Genomic DNA, 19,879 nt, shown 5'->3' on the forward strand with positions numbered 1-19,879 from the left:
CTTCACGTGCGTGGGCTCTTCCCCCCCAGATAGCGATAAAGGCGAAGAGCTCGCGCCGGGACGGCGCTCCTACCGGAATCCGACCATGACCGACACTACCGCACTTGAAGCTGCCGCTTTCCGCCGATTGCTCAAGCACCTCAACCAGGATCGCACCGATCTGCAGAACATCGACCTGATGATCCTTGCCGGCTTCTGCCGAAACTGCCTGGCTGACTGGTATCGCGAAGCAGCTGAAGCTGCCGGCCAGCCGATGGACAAGGAACAAGCTCGCGAGCACATCTACGGCATGCCATTCGCTCAATGGAAGGCGAAGCACCAGAAAGACGCAACGCCTGATCAGCTGGCGGCGTTTGAAGCTGCGCAAAATCGGCACGGCTAGCGCCTGTTGACGCTATCGGGATGAGCTACGCTGCCAAGACGCTGCTGATCTTCCTCGCACTTTCCGCTTTGCTGTACGTGGCTTTGTGCGCCCTACTTTATGCCAAGCAGCGCGCCTTGATCTATTTCCCCGAGATGACGCGAGTAGCTGTCATCCAGACCGACATCAGCGTCGATCGGAACGATGTCGTCTTACGCGGTTGGGTGGTCAACCCTGGTCAGCCCGGTGCCATCCTCTATTTTGGGGGCAATGGTGAAAGCGTCGAGATGAATCGCGGCGATTTCGCCGTACATTTCCCCGAATTCAGCACCTATCTGCTGGCCTATCGCGGTTATGGTGCCAGCGATGGACAACCCAACCAGGACGCATTGTTCGCTGACGCCTTGGCGATATACGACCATGTTCGGCAACGCCATCCGGAAGGTCCCATCGCGGTGATAGGCCGCAGCCTGGGCAGCGGTGTCGCCAGCTACCTGGCCTCGCAACGTCCGGTCGACCGGCTGGTGCTGGTGACACCTTTCGACAGCCTGGCCAACATCGGGCAGACGCATTACCCGCTTTTTCCGGTGCGCTGGCTGGTCCGCGACCGGTACGAGTCGTTTCGCTATCTGCCGCAGCACTCGGGACCGCTAATGGTCATCCGGGCGCCGAACGATGCTGTGATTCCCGCGCGTCACACCGATCGGCTGATCGCAGGACTGCCCCGGAAACCGGAGATCGTTGCGTTCCCGCAAGCGGATCACAACAATCTTTCCAATGATCCGCGCTACTGGCGGTCGCTTCGTGCATTTGTGCAGCCGGCGACAGTAGGGGTGAATTGACGCGAAAGCCGGCAGGTCGGCCCGACATGGCCGACGCATGGTGCCGGAAAAGAACGAAGCGTCGGGTGTGTTGCCCCGACCTACGCGCGGGAAGACACCGCGCAGAAACGCTGGTAATCGATATAGCCCGGAAAGGGCACGCCTACCGCGCACACCGGGCATCCTGGATCCGGCCGCAGCCTGACCTCGCGAAAGCGCATCGACAGCGCATCGAAATTGAGCAGCCGGCCCGCCAGTGATTCGCCGATTTCCAGGATCAACTTGATCGTTTCATTGGCCTGCAATAGGCCAATGACGCCCGGCAACACCCCCAACACGCCCGTTTCAGCACAGTTGGGCGCGAACTCCGGCGGCGGCGGCTCCGGAAACAGACAGCGATAGCAGGGCGCCTGCCCGCGATGCCGCCCGGCGTCGAACACGCTGACCTGCCCTTCGAATCGTTGTACGGCGCCGTACACCAGCGGCTTGCCGTGTTTAATGCAAGCGTCGTTGAGCAGGTAACGCACCGGGAAGTTGTCTGCGCCATCCAATACGACATCCACGCCTTCCAGCAGTCGATCGATGTTGTCGGAGGTCACCCGTTCGGCGACCGCTTCCACTTGCGTGCGCGGATTGAGCGCGGAAAGCGTAGCCTGGGCCGACGCCACTTTCGGCGTGCCGATGCGCGCTTCGGTATGCAGAATCTGCCGTTGCAGATTGCTGCGATCCACCACGTCATCGTCGGCGATACGCAGATGGCCTACACCAGCCGCAGCCAGATAGAACGCTGCCGGTGAGCCCAGACCACCGGCACCGATCATCAGCACGCGCGCTTGCTGCAGCCTCTGCTGACCGGCGACGCCGACTTCAGGCAGGAGCAAGTGACGCGAATAGCGTTCGTAAAAATCCTGTTGCTCCGCATCGAGTTGCGGCTTGACCACCGGCAGCCGCTCTTCGATCCAGCGCGAGGTGCCCCCGGCCACCGAGGTTACACGGGTGTAGCCGGCGGCCTGCAGCGTTTGCGCCGCTTCCATCGAGCGTCCGCCTTTTTGGCAGATCAATACGATCTCGGCGTCGCGGTCCGGCGCATGTGCGCCAGGGTCGGCTTCCAACAGCGCCTTGGCGATGCCACGCGCGCCTTCTGCCTGCCCGCTCGCTCTTTCGTGGTCTTCGCGCACATCGAAGAACAGCGCACCGCGCGTCAGGTGCTCGCGGACTTCAGCCGGGTTGATTTCACGGATGCCCATGCCGGAATTATCCCGCAAACGTCCGTCAATAACCGACGACTTCCACCACATCGCCGCTTAGGTAATTGCGCGCGCCTTCAGGCAGCACAATCAACACGTCACTGTCGGCCGCGCCTTTTAGGCGGTGGGAAGCGTCGGCCGGATGAGGCGTGACCGACAACCGTCCATCCTGGCCGCAGCTCAATCGGCCGCGCAGGAACTCATGGCGGTCGTGAGTCTTGTCCCAGCCGACGGCAAGCGCAGCGAACCAAGGTGAATGAGGTTCTGCCCTGCCCTGCATCCCATTCAACAGCGCCCGCCCAAGACGGCTGAAAGTGGCCAGCACCGATACCGGATTGCCAGGCAGCCCTAGAAATGCGGCACGTTCCAAGGTGCCGAACAAGACGGGCATACCCGGCTTCATCCGCACTTTCCAGAAATGGGTCTGGCCATGCGTGCTCAGCATCGCGGGAAGCAGGTCTTTCTCGCCGGCGGAAACTCCACCGCAAGTAATCACCACGTCAAACGCAGATGCCGCGTCGCGCAACTGCGATTCGATGCGAGCCGGGTCGTCCGGCAGGCTCGGCCATGCAGTGGGTTCCAGCCCTTGCGCGCGCAGCAGCCCCATCAGCAATTCGCGATTGCTGTTGTAGATCTGGCCCGGTGCCAACGGCAGGCCCGGTTCGACCAGTTCATCGCCGGTGGTAAACACCGCGACGGTGGGTCGCCGGAAAACCATCAGGTCGGCGATACCTAACGCGGCGATCAGGCTTAGGCGCGCGGGCGTCAGTACCTGTCCTGCTTGCAGCACCGTGTCGCCTGCCGCCACATCTTCGCCAGCCCGACGGATGTCGGCACCGGCATCAGGAACGACTTCCAGATCGATGGCGCCATCATGCTCGCGGACGTTTTCTTTGATAACAACGGTATCCGCGCCAGCGGGCAGTGGCGCGCCGGTAGTAATACGCGCGCATTCCCCCGCTCCGATACGCAGGCCTGTGTCGTAGCCAGCGAATTGTTCTCCGACGATACGCAGGCGGATCGAGCTATCCATCTGTGCATTCGTGCGCTGTATATCGGCGTGGCGGAGAGCGAATCCATCCATGCGACTGTTGTCGAACGGCGGCAGGGAGATCGGCGCCTGAATCGGCTCCGCCAGAATTCGTCCGTCAGCACGCTGGGTCGCGATCCGCTCGTGCGCCAGCCGCCATTCGTCGGCGACCCGCCGAACGATGGCCAGGGCTTCTTCGTAAGCGATGCGAGTGGGGAATTCGCTCATCGTCGCGATGGCTGCTGCGGCCGCGAAGCCGGCTATTTACCGCGCTTGACGTGACGGATCAAACGACGTTTCTTGGCCACCTGCTTCTCGGTCAAGACGTTCTTCTTGCCTTCGTAAGGGTTCACGCCTTCCTTGAAGATAAACCGCACTGGAGTGCCAACCAGCTTGAAACGCTTGCGGAAGAAATTCTCCAAATAGCGCTTATACGACTCCGGCAGTACTTTGAGCCGGGTACCGTGGACGATGAACGTCGGCGGATTGGTGCCGCCAGGATGCACGAAGCGCAGCTTGGAGACATGACCGCGAATGCTCGGCGGCGGGTTGGTTTCGTAGGCGATTTCCAGCGCTTTGTTGACCTCGCTGGTAACCAGTTCCTTAGTGGCCGATGCATGCGCGCGATGGACGGCGCGGAACAACTCGCGCAACCCGGAACCGTGCTTGGCCGAAATCCGCACGGCCTCGGCCCATTCCACGAAACTGAGCTTGCGCGACAACAGCGATTCAGCTTGTTCGCGCTGGTACGTGGTCAGTCCGTCCCATTTGTTGATGGCGACGACCAAGGCGCGACCGGCGTCCAGGATTGCTCCCAGCACGCTCGCATCCTGATCAGTGACGCCTTCGGTGGCATCCAGCAGCAGCACCGCGACTTGGCACTGCTCGATGGCCTGCAAGGTTTTGACGATCGAGAACTTCTCCACCGCCTCGTCCACTTTGGACTTGCGGCGCAAGCCAGCGGTATCGACCAACCGGTACTGGCGACCGTCACGCTCCATATCCACGGCGATGGAATCCCGCGTGGTGCCCGGGACTTCCGAAGCGATCATCCGCTCCTCGCCCAGCAGACGATTGACCAGGGTGGATTTTCCCACGTTGGGACGGCCGACAAAGGCAATACGCACGCGTGCGGGATCATCGTCCAGCACCTCGGCGTCGCCTTCTTCCGGCAGGCGCCCCAGCACCTCTTCCAACAGCTCATCGATACCCTGGCGATGTGCGGCGGAAACGGTGATGACATCGCTGAAACCATAACGCGCGAAGTCGGAGCGAGCGGTGGATTCCTCCAATCCGTCGATCTTATTGATCACCAGCATCGTAGGCCGCGCAGTCTTGCGCAGCCAGGCCAGTATCTCGTCGTCCAGCGATGAAGCGCCTTCGCGGCCGTCAACGATAAACAGCACCAGGTCGGCCTCTTCGGCGGCGGCGCGTGCCTGGCGCGCGGTGGCACCCGCCAGCCCTTCTTCCTGGCCTGCAATACCGCCGGTATCCACGACGGCAAAAGGCTGATCAGGATCGAGTCGGCAAACGCCGTAGTTGCGATCACGGGTGACGCCGGGCTCATCGTGCACAAGTGCATCGCGGCTGCGAGTCAGCGCATTGAATAGCGTCGATTTGCCGACGTTGGGACGGCCCACAAGGGCGACAAGGGGAAGCATGAAAGGTGCCGAAGACCGGAAACGAAATGGGGAGCGGAGCGGCAAGCCAGCAGCTCACCCGCCCCGGCGCGACCGCGAACGAGGGCGCCATGGTATCGGGAAAACGCCCGCACGTCGCGGCGCCAGCGGGCGCCGTACGGAAACTTCCCAGCTTTGGCAGCTGCGGCTGGTGACCCAGCCGGGCCTTATTCTTACTGGAAGCGGAACGCCGTCAGTTCACCATTGACGTTCTGGACAATCAGAACGCCGTCGGCGACCACCGGTTTGCCCCGCAGCGGCTTGCGGCCAGCGCGCTCGCGCGCCGCCAGTTCGCCGTTATCGAGCTTCAGCCAATGCACGTAGCCATCCAGGTCACCGACCACGGCGTAATCACCATGGATGCTGGGGCCAGTCAGCGAACGACGTGCCAGCGAGGGGTTGGACCACATAGGCGCGCCGCTGTACTTATCCAGCGCCCATACGGTGCCCGCGGGATCCGCCACGACCACGCTGCTGCTGGTGACACCCAGCCCGCCCACGCCGCCGTTTTCGCGCGCCCACAACGGCCTGCCGCTTGGGCCTTCCAACGCGACGGTTTCCTTCTTGAAACTGGTCGCAAACAACGTGGTGCCTTCCAGCACCGGTGCGCCGTCGACATCGGCCATGCGCTCCAGCTCGGTGCGCCCGCTGGGGACACCCACGGTCTGGTTCCAGATTTCGCGGCCATCGTTCACCGCCAGGGCCGACACCGTACCGTCATCGTTACCGACGAACAGGACGCCCGGGCCCAAGGTCAGCGATGCATTGCCGCGCACGGTCAGCGTGGGTGGTTCCTGATTATGGAACCACCGGCGCTCGCCATCGGCAGCGTCGAAAGCGGATACGCGGCCGTCGTTGCTGCGCACGAACACCAGGCCCTGGCCAATGGCCGGCGCGGTGATGACTTCGTTCGGCACCTTGGCGCGCCATTTTTCCGAGCCAGTGGCGGCATCGAGCGCTATCACCTGGCCTTCGAGGGTGCCGATGGCAACCAGTCCATCACCTACGCCCGGACCACCCGAAAGGCGTAGTTCTGGCTTTTTCTTTTCTTTCTCGGGCTCGTATTCCCAGACTTTTTTACCGGTCTGCAGATCGAAGACGCGCACGCCTCCTTCCACTGCGGCCGCATAGACCTTGCCGTCTTCGACCACGGGCGTCTGCTGCAGACCCAGCTTGTCCTCACCCTTGCCTGCATTGGCGCTCCACAGCTTGGACACCGTGACGCTTGGGGTGAAGTCCGCCAGCTCCGCCGGCTCCGTGGGCTTTTCGTTTTCCTTGTCTTTACCGCCAAACCAGCCCTTCACGGTGCTGCAGCCAGACAACACCAGCGCCAGTGCCGCGACAATGGCGATTCGCTTGAACATCGATTGCGGCCTCATCAGGTCGGCTCTCCAGACTTAGGAGGCGTACCGCCCGCGTCGGTAAGTTTCAGTTCCACCAGCCGGCGCTGCGGCGCCGCGACGTCCAGACCGGTCAAAGCCTTGGTATAGGCATCGCGCGCTTCCTCGCGCTTGCCCGCGGCTAGCAAAGCGTCGCCACGTACTTCCAGTCCAGCCGGATCGTCGGCTTGGCCCAGCAGCTTGAGTGCCTCATCCGACTTGCCGGCATCGGTCAGCAGGCGCGCAAGCCGCAGGTTGACCAAGGGACGCAGGGAAGCATCGGGGGTCAGTCCACGCAAGGTAACAATCGCCTCATCCCGTTGCCCGGCATCAACCTGGACTTTGGCCAACTGCAGCCCGGCCAGATCAGCGTAGACCTGGTCCCCGCTATCTTTCAGCTTGGCGACGGCGGCCTTGGTTTTGGCAGGGTCGGGCTTGGCGGGATCGCTGGACAGACTTTCGACCGCAGTTTGATACGCCAGGTGCGCCTGCTGGTTCTGCTTGGCCTGTTCCTTCTGCCACCACTGCCAGCCAAAAATAACCGCGAGGCCCAGGGCTACACCGCCGATAAGGCCGGCGCCGTTATTCCTGAGCCAAGTGCGGACGCGTTCGCTTTGTTCGTGTTCGTCGAGCAGATCGTCAATCGCCATGCGTACTCTTGCCCCGTCCAGCGGGGTCTTGGTATTTGGTTGGATAGACCCGTACGCGGATCAGTCTGCGACCGGCGCCAGGGAACCCTCAGAGGATACCGCAAAGCGCGCAACATTCGCTCGCTGAAACGGTGTTAGATCCACCGTACTACCTGCATGCTGAACCTCGACCGCAGCTGCATTGCCCAGCACGATCCGGCCTACTTGCCCTTTGGCGTAACTACGTTCATCGCCGGCCTTCAACAATGCCTGCTCAATGCTGGTTCCGTCGGGCGCAATGATCTGCACCCAGCTCTCGCCGCGGAAACGCAGGTTGAGAGACGGCACGGATGGACGTGAAATCGGCGGTGCCATGGAAGCCACGTAAGGCGCGGCGGGAAGAGTGGAACGCTCCCGTTCCTTAGGTGCCGCCTCACGGCTGGACGGCACGGATACCGGCGGCATTGCGTCAAGGGATGCAGTGGGAGCACCACCGTCGCCGTTACGCGATTGAATGGCCAGCCAAGCCGGAACGGCGAAGAAGCACAGAGTGATCACCACATAGATGGCGCGGCGTTGTGCGCTTTCCATGAGACGCTGAAACTTGGGCGTATAGCTGCGGCTGATCAGTTCGACCGGCTGCACCATGTCCAATTGCGCCCGTTCAAGATAAGGCTCCACGTCAACCTTCAGCAGTCGGGCGTAGCTGCGCAGCTGCCCGCGCACGAATACAGGCGCGCCCAGCTGCTGCCATTGCTCTCCTTCCAACGCCTGCAGCACCTTCACTGGCATCTTCAAGCGGCTGCCCACTTCCGACAAGCTGAGCCCCGCTTCTTCACGTGCCGCCCTCAGAAACGCTCCGCAGCCCCCAAATTGCTGCGTGTCCAACGAATTTGAATCCGTCATGGCCCTGCACTTCCCCCAAGATTAGCTTCGACCGCGTCGGGAAACTTCGCCCGTAACTGTTGAACATATCGGCTGGCAGCAGCCTTGTCGCCCAGCCTTTCTTCGATTTGTGATGCGAGTTTCAACACGCTGGGGCTGGCCTGTGCCACCGCCAGCCGTCTTTCTATGAAAGCCCTTGCCTCGAAAAAACGCTGATTTCGATATTCGTTTTCCGCCATTGCCCCCAATGCAAACGAATTTCGCGGGTCCAACGCCAGCGCCCGACGCAAGTCGCGCTCCGCCCGCTCATACTGGCCGGCCTTCGCGGCACAGCCCCCGGCATTGGCCAGGGCCGCAGCCGGGGTGGCATAGTTCGGATCGTTCAACGCCCGATCGAACCAGACCAGCGACTCGGCAGGATAGCCGTTGGCGCACAGCCATGCACCATAGTTGTTCTGCCGACCACCATCCAGCGGCGGAAGCTCGGCCGCACGCTTGTAGTGAACGCCCGCTTGCGGAGCGCGACCGCGCCGGTCTTCGATCACCGCCAGCAGCGTGGTCGCGTCGGCCGAATCCGGCTGAACTTTCAGCACCGCCTTCGCACTCTGTTCGGCCGCATCCAGATTGCCTGCCTGCAAATTCTGCATGGCCCGTCCCAATTGCTCTCGGGCCGCCATCCGCTGCTTGGTAGCGGGCGTATCGCTGACGTGATAATCCGGGGCGATCTGCTCGCCGTCCTTACGTTCCATCTTGGGCTTGACGAAGGTGAGCCGGCTGCAGGCGGTGGCCAGCAGCATTGGGATGATTAGGAGCAGCGCTACTTTATGCAGCCGCATCACTGATGCCCTGCGCCTCAAGCTGGCGCCGGAACTCGGCCTGGCGGCGGGTACGGTCCACCACCTGGCCCTTCAGCTGCCCGCACGCGGCATCGATATCGTCGCCGCGTGTGCGCCGGACCATCGTCAATACCTGCGCATCCAGCAATATCTTCTGGAAGGCGCGGATGTCGGTTTCAGTGGAGCGCTCGTAACGGGTCCCCGGGAACGGATTGAACGGAATCAGGTTGACCTTGCCCGCATCCTTGGATTGCACCGCATTGTCGAACTGGCGGATCAACCTGGCGAGCTGGCGCGCATGCTCGGGCTTGTCGTTGACGCCTTTCATCATCGTGTATTCGAAAGTGACCGAATCGCGTTTCTTGTTGTGGCGCACATAGCGCGCACAAGCCGCCATCAGTTCTTCGATGGGATATTTCTTGTTGAGCGGCACCAGCTCGGTACGCAACTCATCGTTGGGCGCATGCAGCGAAACCGCCAGCGAAACATCCGTCTCCACCGACAGCCGATCGATCATCGGCACCAGACCGGCAGTAGACAGCGTCACTCGCTTGCTGGCCAAGCCGTAGCCCAGGTCGTCGCGCATGATGTTCATCGCACGCACGACATTGTCGAAATTCATCAGTGGCTCGCCCATGCCCATCATCACCACGTTGGTGAGCTTGCGCTGCTGATGCGGCACGTTGCCCAGATGGCGCGCGGCGATCCACACTTGGCCGATGATCTCGGCAGCGGACAGGTTGCGATTGAAACCCTGCGTGGCAGTGGAGCAGAACTGGCAATTGAGCGCGCATCCCACTTGCGAGGAAACGCACAGCGTGCCGCGGTTCTTGTCCGGAATGTAGACCGTCTCGATGGCATTGCTGCCGCCATCCATGCCCAACAACCACTTGTGCGTGCCGTCATGGGACGGCTTGTCGAAATGGACGTTCAAAGCGACGACCTCGGCATGCGCTTGCAGCTTTGCGCGCAATGCCTTGCCGAGGTCGGTCATGGCGTCGAAATCAGTGACGTAGCGGTGATGGATCCACTTCATCACCTGATGGGCACGGTAGCGCTGTTCGCCGAGGGTCTCGGCGAAGAAGCGCTCCATGCCCTCGCGATCGAGGTCGAGCAAATTCTGTTTCTTGGCTGCGACTTCGTTCACGTCGATCACAGGTTCAGCGGGAAAAAACTTCGGTGCTGGCGAAGAAATAAGCAATTTCCTGAGCGGCCGTTTCCGGCGCATCGGAACCATGCACAGCATTGGCATCGATGCTGTCGGCAAAGTCGGCGCGGATGGTGCCCGGCGCTGCATCCTTCGGATTGGTCGCGCCCATCAGCTCGCGGTTCTTGAGGATGGCGCTCTCGCCTTCCAACACCTGGATAGCAACCGGACCGGAAATCATGAACTCGACCAGCGCGTTGAAGAACGGGCGCTCGCGGTGCACAGCGTAGAAACCTTCCGCCTCACGGCGAGACAGATGCTTCATCTTGGAGGCGACGATCTTCAGACCGGCCTTTTCGAAACGCGAATAGATCTCGCCGACGACGTTCTTGGCGACGGCATCAGGTTTGACGATTGACAGTGTGCGCTCCAGCGCCATGGGGATTTCTCCGTTGGGCGGGCCACTAAAGACCCAAGGTTAACATGAAAAAACCCGCGTCGAAACGCGGGCTTAGCCTAACAAGCGTAGCGGGATTCTAACGTATCTCGCACATGGTTTACATAACCTCTCCATAATAATGCTGCGTCGCAACATGACTTCGCCGAGGGATGAGCACAGAATCAAACAAGCGTTTGATTAACCGGAACTCCCATGGGCAATGCCACACACTTTTCCACCAAGGACCGCATCCTCGGTGCCGCCGAAGAATTGTTCGCCCAATACGGCTTTGCCGGCACCTCGCTGCGCCAGGTCACCAGCCGCGCCGATGTGAATATTGCCGCGGTCAACTACCACTTCGGCTCCAAGGAAAACCTGGTCAATGAGGTTTTCCGTCGCCGAATGGACGACATGACGGCGCAGCGCCTCACGCAGCTTAGAACCGCCCTGGAGCAGCACCCCGGTGAGCTGGAACCCATCCTGGCCGCTTTCGTGCAGCCGGCACTGGCACTGGCCCAGGACCGACACGGCGGTGGCGCCTTCGTGCGTGTCATTGCCCGCGCCTACGCCGAAAAGAACGACGGCCTGCGCCAGTTCCTGTCCGACCACTATGGCCATGTGCTACGTGAATTCGGCAAGGCGATTGCCGCCTGCGTACCGGGATTGAGTAAGGAAGAGCTGTACTGGCGGCTGGACTTCTTCTCCGGTGCCCTGACCTACGCCATGGCGGACTTCGGCCTGATCAAACGTCCCGCTGGCATCACCGAGGCGGCGCATCGTGAACGCGCCGCCCGCGAACTGATCCGTTTTGCCGAGGCCGGCCTGCGGGCCGACCACGTGAAGTAACCAACCAACACAAGGGTTCATCCAAATGTCCAACAAGTTGCTTGTACGCAAGGCGGCCGTCTTGGGCGCCGGGGTCATGGGTGCGCAGATCGCTGCTCACCTGACCAATGCGGGCGTCGACACGGTGCTGTTCGACCTGCCTGCGAAGGAAGGCCACCCGGACGGCGTAGTGCTGAAGGCGATCGCCAACCTGGCCAAGCTCAGCCCGGCTCCGCTGGGTTCCAAGGCTCTGGCCGATGCCATCACGCCGGCCAACTACGACACCGGGTTAGAGCAGTTGAAGGACTGCGACCTGATCATCGAGGCCATCGCTGAGCGGATGGATTGGAAACAGGACCTATACAAGAAAATCGCGCCCTTCGTGGCCGACCATGCCGTGCTGGCCAGCAACACCTCGGGCCTGGGCATCAATGCCCTGTCCGAAGTACTGCCGGAGCAGTTGCGTCACCGCTTCTGCGGTGTGCATTTCTTCAATCCGCCGCGCTACATGCACTTGGCCGAACTGATCCCCGCCAAGACTACCGATGCAGCCGTGTTGGAAGGTCTGGAAACCTTCCTGACCACCACATTGGGCAAAGGCGTGGTCTACGCCAAGGACACGCCGAACTTCATCGGCAATCGCATCGGTGTGTTCTCGATTCTGGCCACCATTCACCACACCGCCGAGAACGGCCTAGGCTTCGACGAAGTGGATGCTGTCACTGGTCCGTTGATCGGTCGGCCAAAATCCGCCACCTACCGCACGTCCGACGTGGTGGGCCTGGACACCATGGCTCACGTCATCAAGACCATGGCCGATACGCTGCCCAACGATCCTTGGCACGAGTATTTCGCCGCACCCAAATGGTTACAGGCGCTGATCGCCAAGGGCGCCCTGGGCCAGAAGACCGGCGCCGGCATCTTCCGGAAGGTCGGGAAAGACATCGTGGTGTTGGATATGGAGAAGCAGGACTACCGTCCCTCCGACCGTGCCGCCGCTCCGGAAATCATCGAGATTCTGAAGATCAAGAACCCGGCGGAGAAATTCGCCAAGCTGCGCGAAAGCCCGCATCCGCAGGCGAAGTTCCTGTGGGCGGTGTTCCGAGATCTGTTTCACTACAGCGCCTACCACTTGGCGGATATCGCAGATACCGCGCGTGATGTGGATCTGGCGATCCGCTGGGGCTATGGCTGGTCGCTGGGTCCGTTCGAAACTTGGCAGGCTGCCGGCTGGAAGCAGGTGGCGCAGTGGATTGCCGATGACATCGTCGCCGGCAAGGCGATGAGCAGCGCGCCGCTGCCGGATTGGGTGTTCGACGGTCGCGAAGGCGTGCACGCCGCGGAAGGCAGCTACAGCCCGATCAAGAATGCCAAGCTGCCCCGCTCCGCACTGCCGGTCTACCAGCGCCAGCGCTTCCCAGATCCGCTGCTGGGCGAGGCTTTTGCGCAGGGTGAAACCGTCTACGAGAACGACGGTGTCCGCATGTGGACCGACGGCGATGGCGTCGCCGTGGTCGGCTTCAAGACCAAGATGAACACCGTGTCCGACGCGGTGCTGGACGGCCTGCAAGCGGCCATCGGCAAAGCCGAGCAGGACTTCAAGGGACTGGTGATCTGGCAGCAGAAAGAGCCGTTCTCCGCCGGCGCCGATCTGGCCGGCGCGCTGGGCGCGCTGCAAGCCGGCAAGATCGCCGAGTTCGAAGCGATGGTGGCCAATTTCCAGGCAACCAGTCAGCGCATCAAGTATTCGCTGGTGCCCGTCATAGCAGCGGTACGCGGTTTGGCTTTGGGCGGAGGGTGCGAGTTCCAGATGCACAGCGCCAAGACGGTGGCTTCGCTGGAAAGCTACATCGGTCTGGTCGAGGCCGGCGTCGGCTTACTGCCTGCAGGTGGTGGTCTGAAGGAAATTGCGGTGCGCGCTTCGCAAGCCGCAGGCCCCGGCGGCGACGTGTTCGCCGAACTCAAGCGCACTTTCGAAACCGTCGCGATGGCCAAGGTGTCCACCTCCGCCTTCGAAGCGAAGGAATTGGGATTGCTGCGCACTACCGATCAGGTGGTCTTCAACGCCTACGAACAGCTGTACGTGGCGAAGCAGCAGGTGCTGTCGATGGCTGAAAGCGGTTATCGCCCGCCTCTGCCCGCCCGCCGCATCCAGGTGGCCGGCGATGTCGGCATCGCCACCTTCAAGATGATGCTGGTCAACATGCTGGAGGGCCGCTTCATCAGCGAGTACGACTACGAAATCGCCACCCGGATCGCCACGGTTATTTGTGGCGGCGAGATCGATCGCGGGTCGCTGGTGGACGAAGAATGGCTGCTGAAACTCGAACGCAAGCACTTCGTTGAACTGGCCCAGCAGGAAAAGACCCAGGCACGTATCGGTCACATGCTGAAGACGGGTAAGCCGTTGAGGAACTGATGACAGGAGAAGCGGGAACGGGGAACAGGGAATTGGGAATGACGATTTCCGCAGGCCTTTGGTTTCCGCGACTCCATCGAGATACCGAAACGAACAGCCGGAAGAATCTTGAACGCTTCGACGACAGTAGCGTCTCAATCCCCGTTCCCTGTTCCCCGTTCCCGCTTTCGAGATCAAACCAATGAGCAAACAAATCCAAGAAGCCTACATCGTCGCCGCCACGCGCACGCCGGTTGGCAAGGCGCCCAAAGGGGTTTTCCGCAACACCCGTCCCGACGACATGCTGGCGCATGTGCTGCGGGCCGTGATTGCGCAGGCACCCGGCATCGACGTGAATCGCATCGACGACGCCATCATCGGCTGCGCGATGCCTGAGGGCGAGCAAGGCATGAACGTGGCACGCATCGGCGTGCTGCTGGCAGGCCTGCCCAACACCATCGCGGCGCAAACTATCAACCGTTTCTGTTCCTCCGGCCTGCAGGCAGTCGCCCTGGCGGCGGACCAGATCCGCTTGGGCAATGCCGACCTGATGCTGGCTGGCGGTACCGAATCAATGTCGATGGTGCCGATGATGGGCAACAAGGTCGCGCTAAGCCCCAGCGTCTTCGCCAAGGACGAGAACATCGCCATCGCGTACGGCATGGGCATCACGGCAGAGAAAGTGGCCGAGGAATGGAAGATTTCGCGCGAAGATCAGGATGCCTTCGCCCTGGCTTCGCATCAGAAAGCCATCGCGGCCATACAAGCTGGCGAGTTCAAGAACGAGATTTCGCCGTACGAAGTCGTTTCGCACCTGCCCGATCTGGCCGGCAACACGATTCGTTTGAAGAAAGCATTGGTGGAGAACGATGAAGGTCCACGTCCGGATTCCTCTGCGGAGGGTTTGGCCAAGCTGCGCCCGGTGTTCCGCAATGGTCAGTTCGGCGGCAGCGTCACCGCCGGCAACAGTTCGCAGATGAGCGACGGCGCCGGTGCGGTGCTGCTGGCATCGGAACAAGCCATCAAGGATTACGGACTGACTCCTCTGGCCCGTTTCGTAAGTTTCTCGGTCGCTGGTGTTCGGCCGGAAGTGATGGGCATTGGCCCGATCGCGGCGATTCCCAAGGCGCTGAAACAAGCGGGGTTGACCAAGGACCAACTGGACTGGATCGAACTCAACGAAGCCTTCGCCGCACAGGCGTTGGCGGTGATCCGGGATTCCGGATTGGATCCGGCCAAGGTCAACCCGCTGGGCGGCGCCATCGCGCTGGGCCACCCATTAGGCGCTACCGGCGCGGTACGTACCGCCACCATCGTGCACGGCCTGCGCCGCCGCCAGCAGAAATACGGCATGGTGACGATGTGCATTGGTACCGGCATGGGTGCGGCGGGCATTTTCGAGGCGCTCTGAGTTCTTACCAGCAGTGAAGAAAGGGCAGCTCTGGCTGCCCTTTCTTTGCCTGAGTGAAGCCTGCCGATGGCAGGATTATCGACGTGTTGTTCCACATCGCCCTCGGCCTGAAGGCGCGATGGTTACGCCAACCGGGTACCGTTGGGTACCGGCCGCTCAATCGCTGTCACCACTACCCCTACTTCCGTAGAGAAGCCGGTCAATAGAAATTCAGAAACGAAAGGTCCTATCTGTTTGGGCGGGAAGTTGATCACACCGACGATCTGTCGGCCTGTAAGTTCGCCCGCAGAGTAAAGGTTGGTCACTTGCGCGCTGGATTTCCTGGTGCCATATGGCCCGAAATCCACCCACAGCTTCCAGGCAGGCTTGCGCGCTTCCGGAAATTCCTCCACCCGTACCACGGTACCGGCGCAGATCAGCACTTTCTCGAAATCGGCCCAGGTAATCGTGTCGTTCTCACTCATGCGTTTCGCTTTTCCATTCGGTCTTTCCAAGCATCCTTGAATTCCGCCCACCAATACTCCAACTGCGCGCCGACAAATCCCGCTGGCTTCAAAGCCGACACCAGCCCGTAATCGGAGAATTCCCGCCATCGCTCGCTGCCTTCGGCGATGGCCGCAGCCAGCACTTCACCCGCGAAGGTTGTTGGCGCCACGCCATGCCCACCGAACGCCTGCGCCAACCAAAGCCCATCGTCGATGCGCCCGATCTGCGGCATCTGGTGGCGCGCATAGCTCATCAATCCCGACCACGCATACTCGATGGTCGTACCTTCCATCTGCGGAAATACCTTCATCAGATCACGGTACAACAGACGCTTCACCGCCTGCGGCGATCGGTCCAGTATCGATATCCGGCCACCCCATAGAAGCCGCGTGTCGGGAAGCGGGCGATAGTAGTCAAAGGCAAAACGCGTGTCGTAGATGGCGGCGCCCGTCGTTAGGACATCCGACATCCGCTCAGCCAATGGCTCCGTCACCATCACGTAGGTGGCAATGGGCAGCACACCCGCATCGACACGACGCACCAGCCCGGCCAAGTAGCCGCCACAGGCCAATACCACCTTCCGCGCATGGACTTCGCCGCTTGGTGTACGGACGCACCAGGCGTTACCTTTCCGCTCCAACGCAATTGAGGGTGATTTTTCGAAGATAGAGACGCCCTGATCGACTGCGGCGCGTGCAACGCCGTGCGCATATTTCAGTGGATGGAAGTGAAAACCCTGAGCTTCGAATAGCGCATCGTGATAGCGCTCGCTGCGGACTTTTCCACGCAATTCGGCTTGCGGTAGCCATTGCCAATACGCGTCATAGTGCTCTGCTAGCAGACGCTGACGAGAGCGCAAAAGGCCGGAATCCTGAAACCAGTTCGCCCAGATCACACCGGCTTCGGTGACATCGCAATCGATGCGGTAGTGCTGGATGCGGCGACGGATAGTTTCCACGGCGTCACGGGTGCCGGCATACAGCGCCTTGGCCCGTTGCGGGCCAAGCTCCCGTAGCAACGCTTCCTCGCCACGCGAGAACCCAGCAAAGACGAATCCTCCATTGCGGCCAGACGCACCGAAACCCACGTCCTCGGATTCCAGTACCGTCACACTGGTCACGCCCCGCTCGGCGAGCCCCAATGCAGTATTCAGTCCGGCGAACCCACCACCTATGACGCATACGCTCGCCTCCCGCCTGCCTTGCAAGGAGGCATAAGCGGAAGAATCGACAACGGTGGCACGGTAATAATCGCGAGGTGGTGTCGGCATATCAACCAAGCGCTACGACGCATTGCGCAGCGCTTAGCCTACCGCAGGTGCCTACTTGTATCGCACCTACCCGGGCTCTTGGCGCCGTTGGGCTTTGCCGTTGTAGGAGCGGCCTCTGGCCGCGAGCTCTTCCTCGTAGGCCGCCTAGAAGCCGAAAGCTCGCGCCGAGACGGCGCTCCTACAGATCGCTCGATGATCTCTGCTGCCTGCGTAGCCTACTGGAGGTCCTGCACGCCCAGTTCGCTCAATGCATCCTGCATCATGGTGCGGGCCGCATCGCTCAGCTTTTCATGGTCCAGCGCGTAGCGGATCGTGGCCTCGATCAAGCCGATGTGGGTGCCGCAATCGAAGCGGGTGCCCTGGAAGCGATAGGCATGCACTTGCGACTCGGCCATCAACGTCGCGATGGCGTCGGTCAGCTGGATTTCGCCGCCGGCGCCCGGGGTGGTGCTTTCGAGCAGCGGGAAAATCCGCGAATCCAGCACGTAGCGCCCGACCACCGCGAGAGTGCTGGGGGCTACGTCGGGCTTGGGCTTTTCGACGATAGCGGTGATGCGCCCGGAGCGGCCACCGAATGGCTCCGTGGCCACGATGCCATAGCTACCGGTCTGATCGCGCGGCACGTCCTGCACGGCGATGATGCTGGCGCCGGAAGCTTCGGCGGCATCCGCCATCTGCGCCAGCGCGCCGGCACCCCCGCGGTTCCAGATCAGATCGTCCGGCAGCAATACCGCGAACGGTTCGTCGCCGACGATGGGCTTGGCGCAAAGCACCGCATGGCCTAAACCCAGCGCTTCGGCCTGGGTCACGAACACCGCGCGCACATGCGGCGGCAGCACATTGCGTACCAGCTCCAGTTGCTCGGTTTTGCCAGCCCTTTCGAGCTTCTGTTCCAGCTCATAGGCTTTGTCGAAATAGTCCGCCACCGAATGCTTGTAGCGATTGGTGACGAAGATCAAGGTGTCGCAACCTGCTTCTATCGCTTCATCGACGGCGTACTGGATCAGCGGCTTATCAATGATCGGCAGCATTTCCTTGGGAACCGTTTTGGTCGCCGGAAGGAATCGCGTACCCAACCCGGCTACCGGGAATACTGCCTTTCGTATGCGCTGCGTCATCGGGTCTTTCTGGCCTCACGAGCGGGGAAGACGACAATATTAGCCGACGCTCCGTTTGCATCTTCTTCACGGATGAGCGGTTTGAAGTCTGGCACGGCAACGCGCAGAACTTCTTGTAGTTCCGCGGTGTCATAGCGGACGAAGGCTCCCCGCAGGCGTTGTAGCGCTAATTCGATGAACTCGGGTGACACTTCGCGTGCTTCGGCCTGCATGATTTTCGAATGCGAGGTCGGGCGATAACGCTCGTCGACATGAAACAGGTTCTCGTGCAGCTTTTCACCAGGACGCAGACCGGTGTAGACGATTGCGATGTCCCGGCCCGGTTGCTTGCCCGCCAGCCGGATCATCTGTTCGGCGAGCAAGCGGATCGGCACCGGCTCGCCCATGTCCAAGGTATAGATGGAGGCATGAGCTGCCCCAGCAGCGGCCTGCAGAATCAGCTGGCTGGCTTCAGGAATCGTCATGAAGTAGCGAGTGACCTCCGGATCGGTCACCGTTACCGGCCCACCCTTGCGGATCTGTTCGCGGAATAGAGGCACCACGCTGCCGGCGGAGTCCAGCACATTGCCGAACCGCACGGTGACATAGCGCGTACTGGCACGTCCGTCATCCAGCGCTTGGCAGGTCATTTCGGCCAGCCTCTTGGTGGCGCCAAGCACATTGACCGGGTCTACAGCCTTGTCCGTGGAAATCAGTACGAAGGTAGCCACACCTGTTTCGCGGCACGCACGCGCCACCGTCTCGGTCGCCAGCACATTGTTGCCAATCGCCTCACGCAGGTGCTGCTCCAGCAGTGGCACCTGCTTGTACGCAGCCGCATGGAAGACCGCATCTGGCTCGGAAATCCTCAGCGCGTGTGCGATCACCGCGGGATCCCCGCAGTTGCCCAGCACGGGAAGAATTTCGAGATCAGGAAAAGCGCGCTGCAGATCGCCTTGGATCGTGATCAATGCCAGCTCATCGATTTCCAGCAATGCGATGCGCTGCGCACCGTGACGGGCGCACTGGCGGCAAAGCTCCGAACCGATCGAACCACCGGCACCCGTCACCAACACGGTACGCCCGCCCAACCACCCGCGTATCAGCTTCCAGTCCGGCATAACCGACTTGCGGCCAAGCAGATCCTCGATGGCCACTTCTTTGAGATCACCGGGCATTGACTGCCCTTCCAGCACATTCACCAGGCGAGGAACCATGCGGAACGGCAATCCCGTGCTTTCGCAGATGGCGACCACCCGCTGCATGGCTGGCGCATCCAACGAAGGCATGGCGATGACCAGCAACTTGGCGGCGGTTTCTCGGGCTATCGCCGCGGCGCTTTCCAGCCCGCCGAGAACCGGGACCCCCTGAAGCTTGGACCCGTGCAGCCTGACCGCATCATCCAGGAACGCCACGGGGTAGTAGATACCGGTGCGGCGCAACTCTCGAACCAGCGCTTCGCCCGCACGCCCCGCGCCCAGGATCAGTACGCGGGAGGCAGCCTCGTGCGAACGGTTGGCCTGATTGTCCTTCCATGCCCGGTAGACCAGGCGCGGCAGACCCAGAAAACCTATCAGCACGAAAGGATAAAGACCCAGCACCGCACGCGGCACCGACCCGAAGCGATTGTAGAAGAACAGGCCGGCGACCACGGCCAGCGAGCCGAGCGCCGAGGCCTTCAGCAAATTCCACAGGTCCGGCAGGCTCGCAAATCGCCAGAGACCACGATAAAGACCCATCCACCAGAACACCATTCCCTGGCCCAACAGGACAATGGCGACTTCGTTCGACCAAAGCGGGAAATCCGGTGACTCGGGCAGCATTGCATAACGCAGGCGATGCAGCACCTGCCAGCACAACCACACCATAACCAGGTCGTGACTAGCCACCGCCAAGCGCGGCAGCGCACTGGTGACCCGATCTCGCCACGAACTCATTA

Annotated in this window: 18 protein-coding genes; 5 read left to right on the top strand and 13 right to left on the bottom strand. The window is 61.5% G+C overall.

Features of this window, described 5'->3' with window-relative positions:
• The first annotated feature begins 85 nt into the window (after positions 1–85).
• Positions 86–382: a DUF1244 domain-containing protein gene (locus tag AB6O04_RS10715; protein ID WP_368563870.1), complete on the top strand. Its 297-nt coding sequence runs from the start codon at positions 86–88 to the stop codon at positions 380–382.
• A gap of 20 nt (positions 383–402) precedes the next feature.
• Positions 403–1,203, top strand: a complete 801-nt coding sequence (locus tag AB6O04_RS10720) for an alpha/beta hydrolase (RefSeq protein WP_368563871.1) — start codon at positions 403–405, stop codon at positions 1,201–1,203.
• 80 nt (positions 1,204–1,283) lie between these two features.
• Here AB6O04_RS10720 and moeB read toward each other — a convergent pair whose 3' ends face one another.
• The 9 genes from moeB to ndk form a co-directional block, all read right to left on the bottom strand.
• On the bottom strand, positions 1,284–2,429 hold the full coding sequence (gene moeB / locus AB6O04_RS10725; protein ID WP_368563873.1) for a molybdopterin-synthase adenylyltransferase MoeB: 1,146 nt from the start codon (positions 2,427–2,429) through the stop codon (positions 1,284–1,286).
• 25 nt (positions 2,430–2,454) lie between these two features.
• Complete coding sequence (glp, locus tag AB6O04_RS10730; protein WP_368563875.1) at positions 2,455–3,687, bottom strand: gephyrin-like molybdotransferase Glp; 1,233 nt, start codon at positions 3,685–3,687, stop codon at positions 2,455–2,457.
• Positions 3,688–3,719: 32 nt separating this feature from the next.
• Complete coding sequence (gene der / locus AB6O04_RS10735; protein ID WP_368563877.1) at positions 3,720–5,120, bottom strand: ribosome biogenesis GTPase Der; 1,401 nt, start codon at positions 5,118–5,120, stop codon at positions 3,720–3,722.
• A 191-nt stretch (positions 5,121–5,311) separates the two neighbouring features.
• Positions 5,312–6,517, bottom strand: a complete 1,206-nt coding sequence (bamB, locus tag AB6O04_RS10740) for an outer membrane protein assembly factor BamB (protein ID WP_368563878.1) — start codon at positions 6,515–6,517, stop codon at positions 5,312–5,314.
• Positions 6,517–7,167: a YfgM family protein gene (locus tag AB6O04_RS10745; protein ID WP_368563879.1), complete on the bottom strand. Its 651-nt coding sequence runs from the start codon at positions 7,165–7,167 to the stop codon at positions 6,517–6,519. Before AB6O04_RS10745 ends, bamB begins: the two co-directional genes overlap by 1 nt.
• Positions 7,168–7,227: 60 nt before the next feature.
• Positions 7,228–8,052, bottom strand: coding sequence for a RodZ domain-containing protein (locus AB6O04_RS10750; RefSeq protein ID WP_368563880.1), 825 nt, complete (start codon positions 8,050–8,052; stop codon positions 7,228–7,230).
• Positions 8,049–8,828 (bottom strand): type IV pilus biogenesis/stability protein PilW, encoded by a 780-nt coding sequence (gene pilW / locus AB6O04_RS10755; RefSeq protein WP_368563881.1) that lies wholly within the window; start codon positions 8,826–8,828, stop codon positions 8,049–8,051. The genes AB6O04_RS10750 and pilW overlap by 4 nt, the downstream gene beginning before the upstream one ends.
• 25 nt (positions 8,829–8,853) lie before the next feature.
• On the bottom strand, positions 8,854–10,014 hold the full coding sequence (gene rlmN, locus AB6O04_RS10760; protein ID WP_368563882.1) for a 23S rRNA (adenine(2503)-C(2))-methyltransferase RlmN: 1,161 nt from the start codon (positions 10,012–10,014) through the stop codon (positions 8,854–8,856).
• 13 nt (positions 10,015–10,027) lie between these two features.
• Positions 10,028–10,453 carry a nucleoside-diphosphate kinase gene (ndk, locus tag AB6O04_RS10765; protein WP_368563883.1) on the bottom strand — a complete coding sequence of 142 codons (426 nt, stop codon included), beginning with the start codon at positions 10,451–10,453 and terminating at the stop codon, positions 10,028–10,030.
• Between the two features lie 213 nt (positions 10,454–10,666).
• Between ndk and AB6O04_RS10770 the strand changes: the two genes are divergently transcribed.
• The 3 genes from AB6O04_RS10770 (at position 10,667) to AB6O04_RS10780 (ending at position 15,087) form a co-directional block, all read left to right on the top strand.
• Entirely contained in the window at positions 10,667–11,299 is a 633-nt protein-coding gene (locus AB6O04_RS10770) for a TetR/AcrR family transcriptional regulator (RefSeq protein WP_368563884.1), read from the top strand.
• Positions 11,300–11,324: 25 nt separating this feature from the next.
• Positions 11,325–13,697 (top strand): 3-hydroxyacyl-CoA dehydrogenase/enoyl-CoA hydratase family protein, encoded by a 2,373-nt coding sequence (locus AB6O04_RS10775; RefSeq protein WP_368563885.1) that lies wholly within the window; start codon positions 11,325–11,327, stop codon positions 13,695–13,697.
• 181 nt (positions 13,698–13,878) lie between these two features.
• Positions 13,879–15,087: an acetyl-CoA C-acyltransferase gene (locus AB6O04_RS10780; protein WP_368563886.1), complete on the top strand. Its 1,209-nt coding sequence runs from the start codon at positions 13,879–13,881 to the stop codon at positions 15,085–15,087.
• A gap of 122 nt (positions 15,088–15,209) precedes the next feature.
• Here the strand turns inward: AB6O04_RS10780 and AB6O04_RS10785 are convergent, their stop codons facing one another.
• From AB6O04_RS10785 to AB6O04_RS10800, 4 genes are all read right to left on the bottom strand, one after another.
• Positions 15,210–15,551, bottom strand: coding sequence for a tRNA-binding protein (locus AB6O04_RS10785; protein WP_368563887.1), 342 nt, complete (start codon positions 15,549–15,551; stop codon positions 15,210–15,212).
• Positions 15,548–16,843, bottom strand: coding sequence for an NAD(P)/FAD-dependent oxidoreductase (locus tag AB6O04_RS10790; protein WP_368563888.1), 1,296 nt, complete (start codon positions 16,841–16,843; stop codon positions 15,548–15,550). Before AB6O04_RS10790 ends, AB6O04_RS10785 begins: the two co-directional genes overlap by 4 nt.
• A 215-nt stretch (positions 16,844–17,058) precedes the next feature.
• Positions 17,059–17,961, bottom strand: coding sequence for a UTP--glucose-1-phosphate uridylyltransferase GalU (gene galU / locus AB6O04_RS10795; protein WP_368563889.1), 903 nt, complete (start codon positions 17,959–17,961; stop codon positions 17,059–17,061).
• On the bottom strand, positions 17,958–19,877 hold the full coding sequence (locus AB6O04_RS10800) for a polysaccharide biosynthesis protein (protein WP_368563890.1): 1,920 nt from the start codon (positions 19,875–19,877) through the stop codon (positions 17,958–17,960). Before AB6O04_RS10800 ends, galU begins: the two co-directional genes overlap by 4 nt.
• Positions 19,878–19,879: the final 2 nt, after the last annotated feature.

Source organism: Pseudoxanthomonas sp. UTMC 1351 (assembly GCF_040948865.1).
In the GTDB taxonomy this organism is placed as follows: domain Bacteria; phylum Pseudomonadota; class Gammaproteobacteria; order Xanthomonadales; family Xanthomonadaceae; genus Pseudoxanthomonas_A.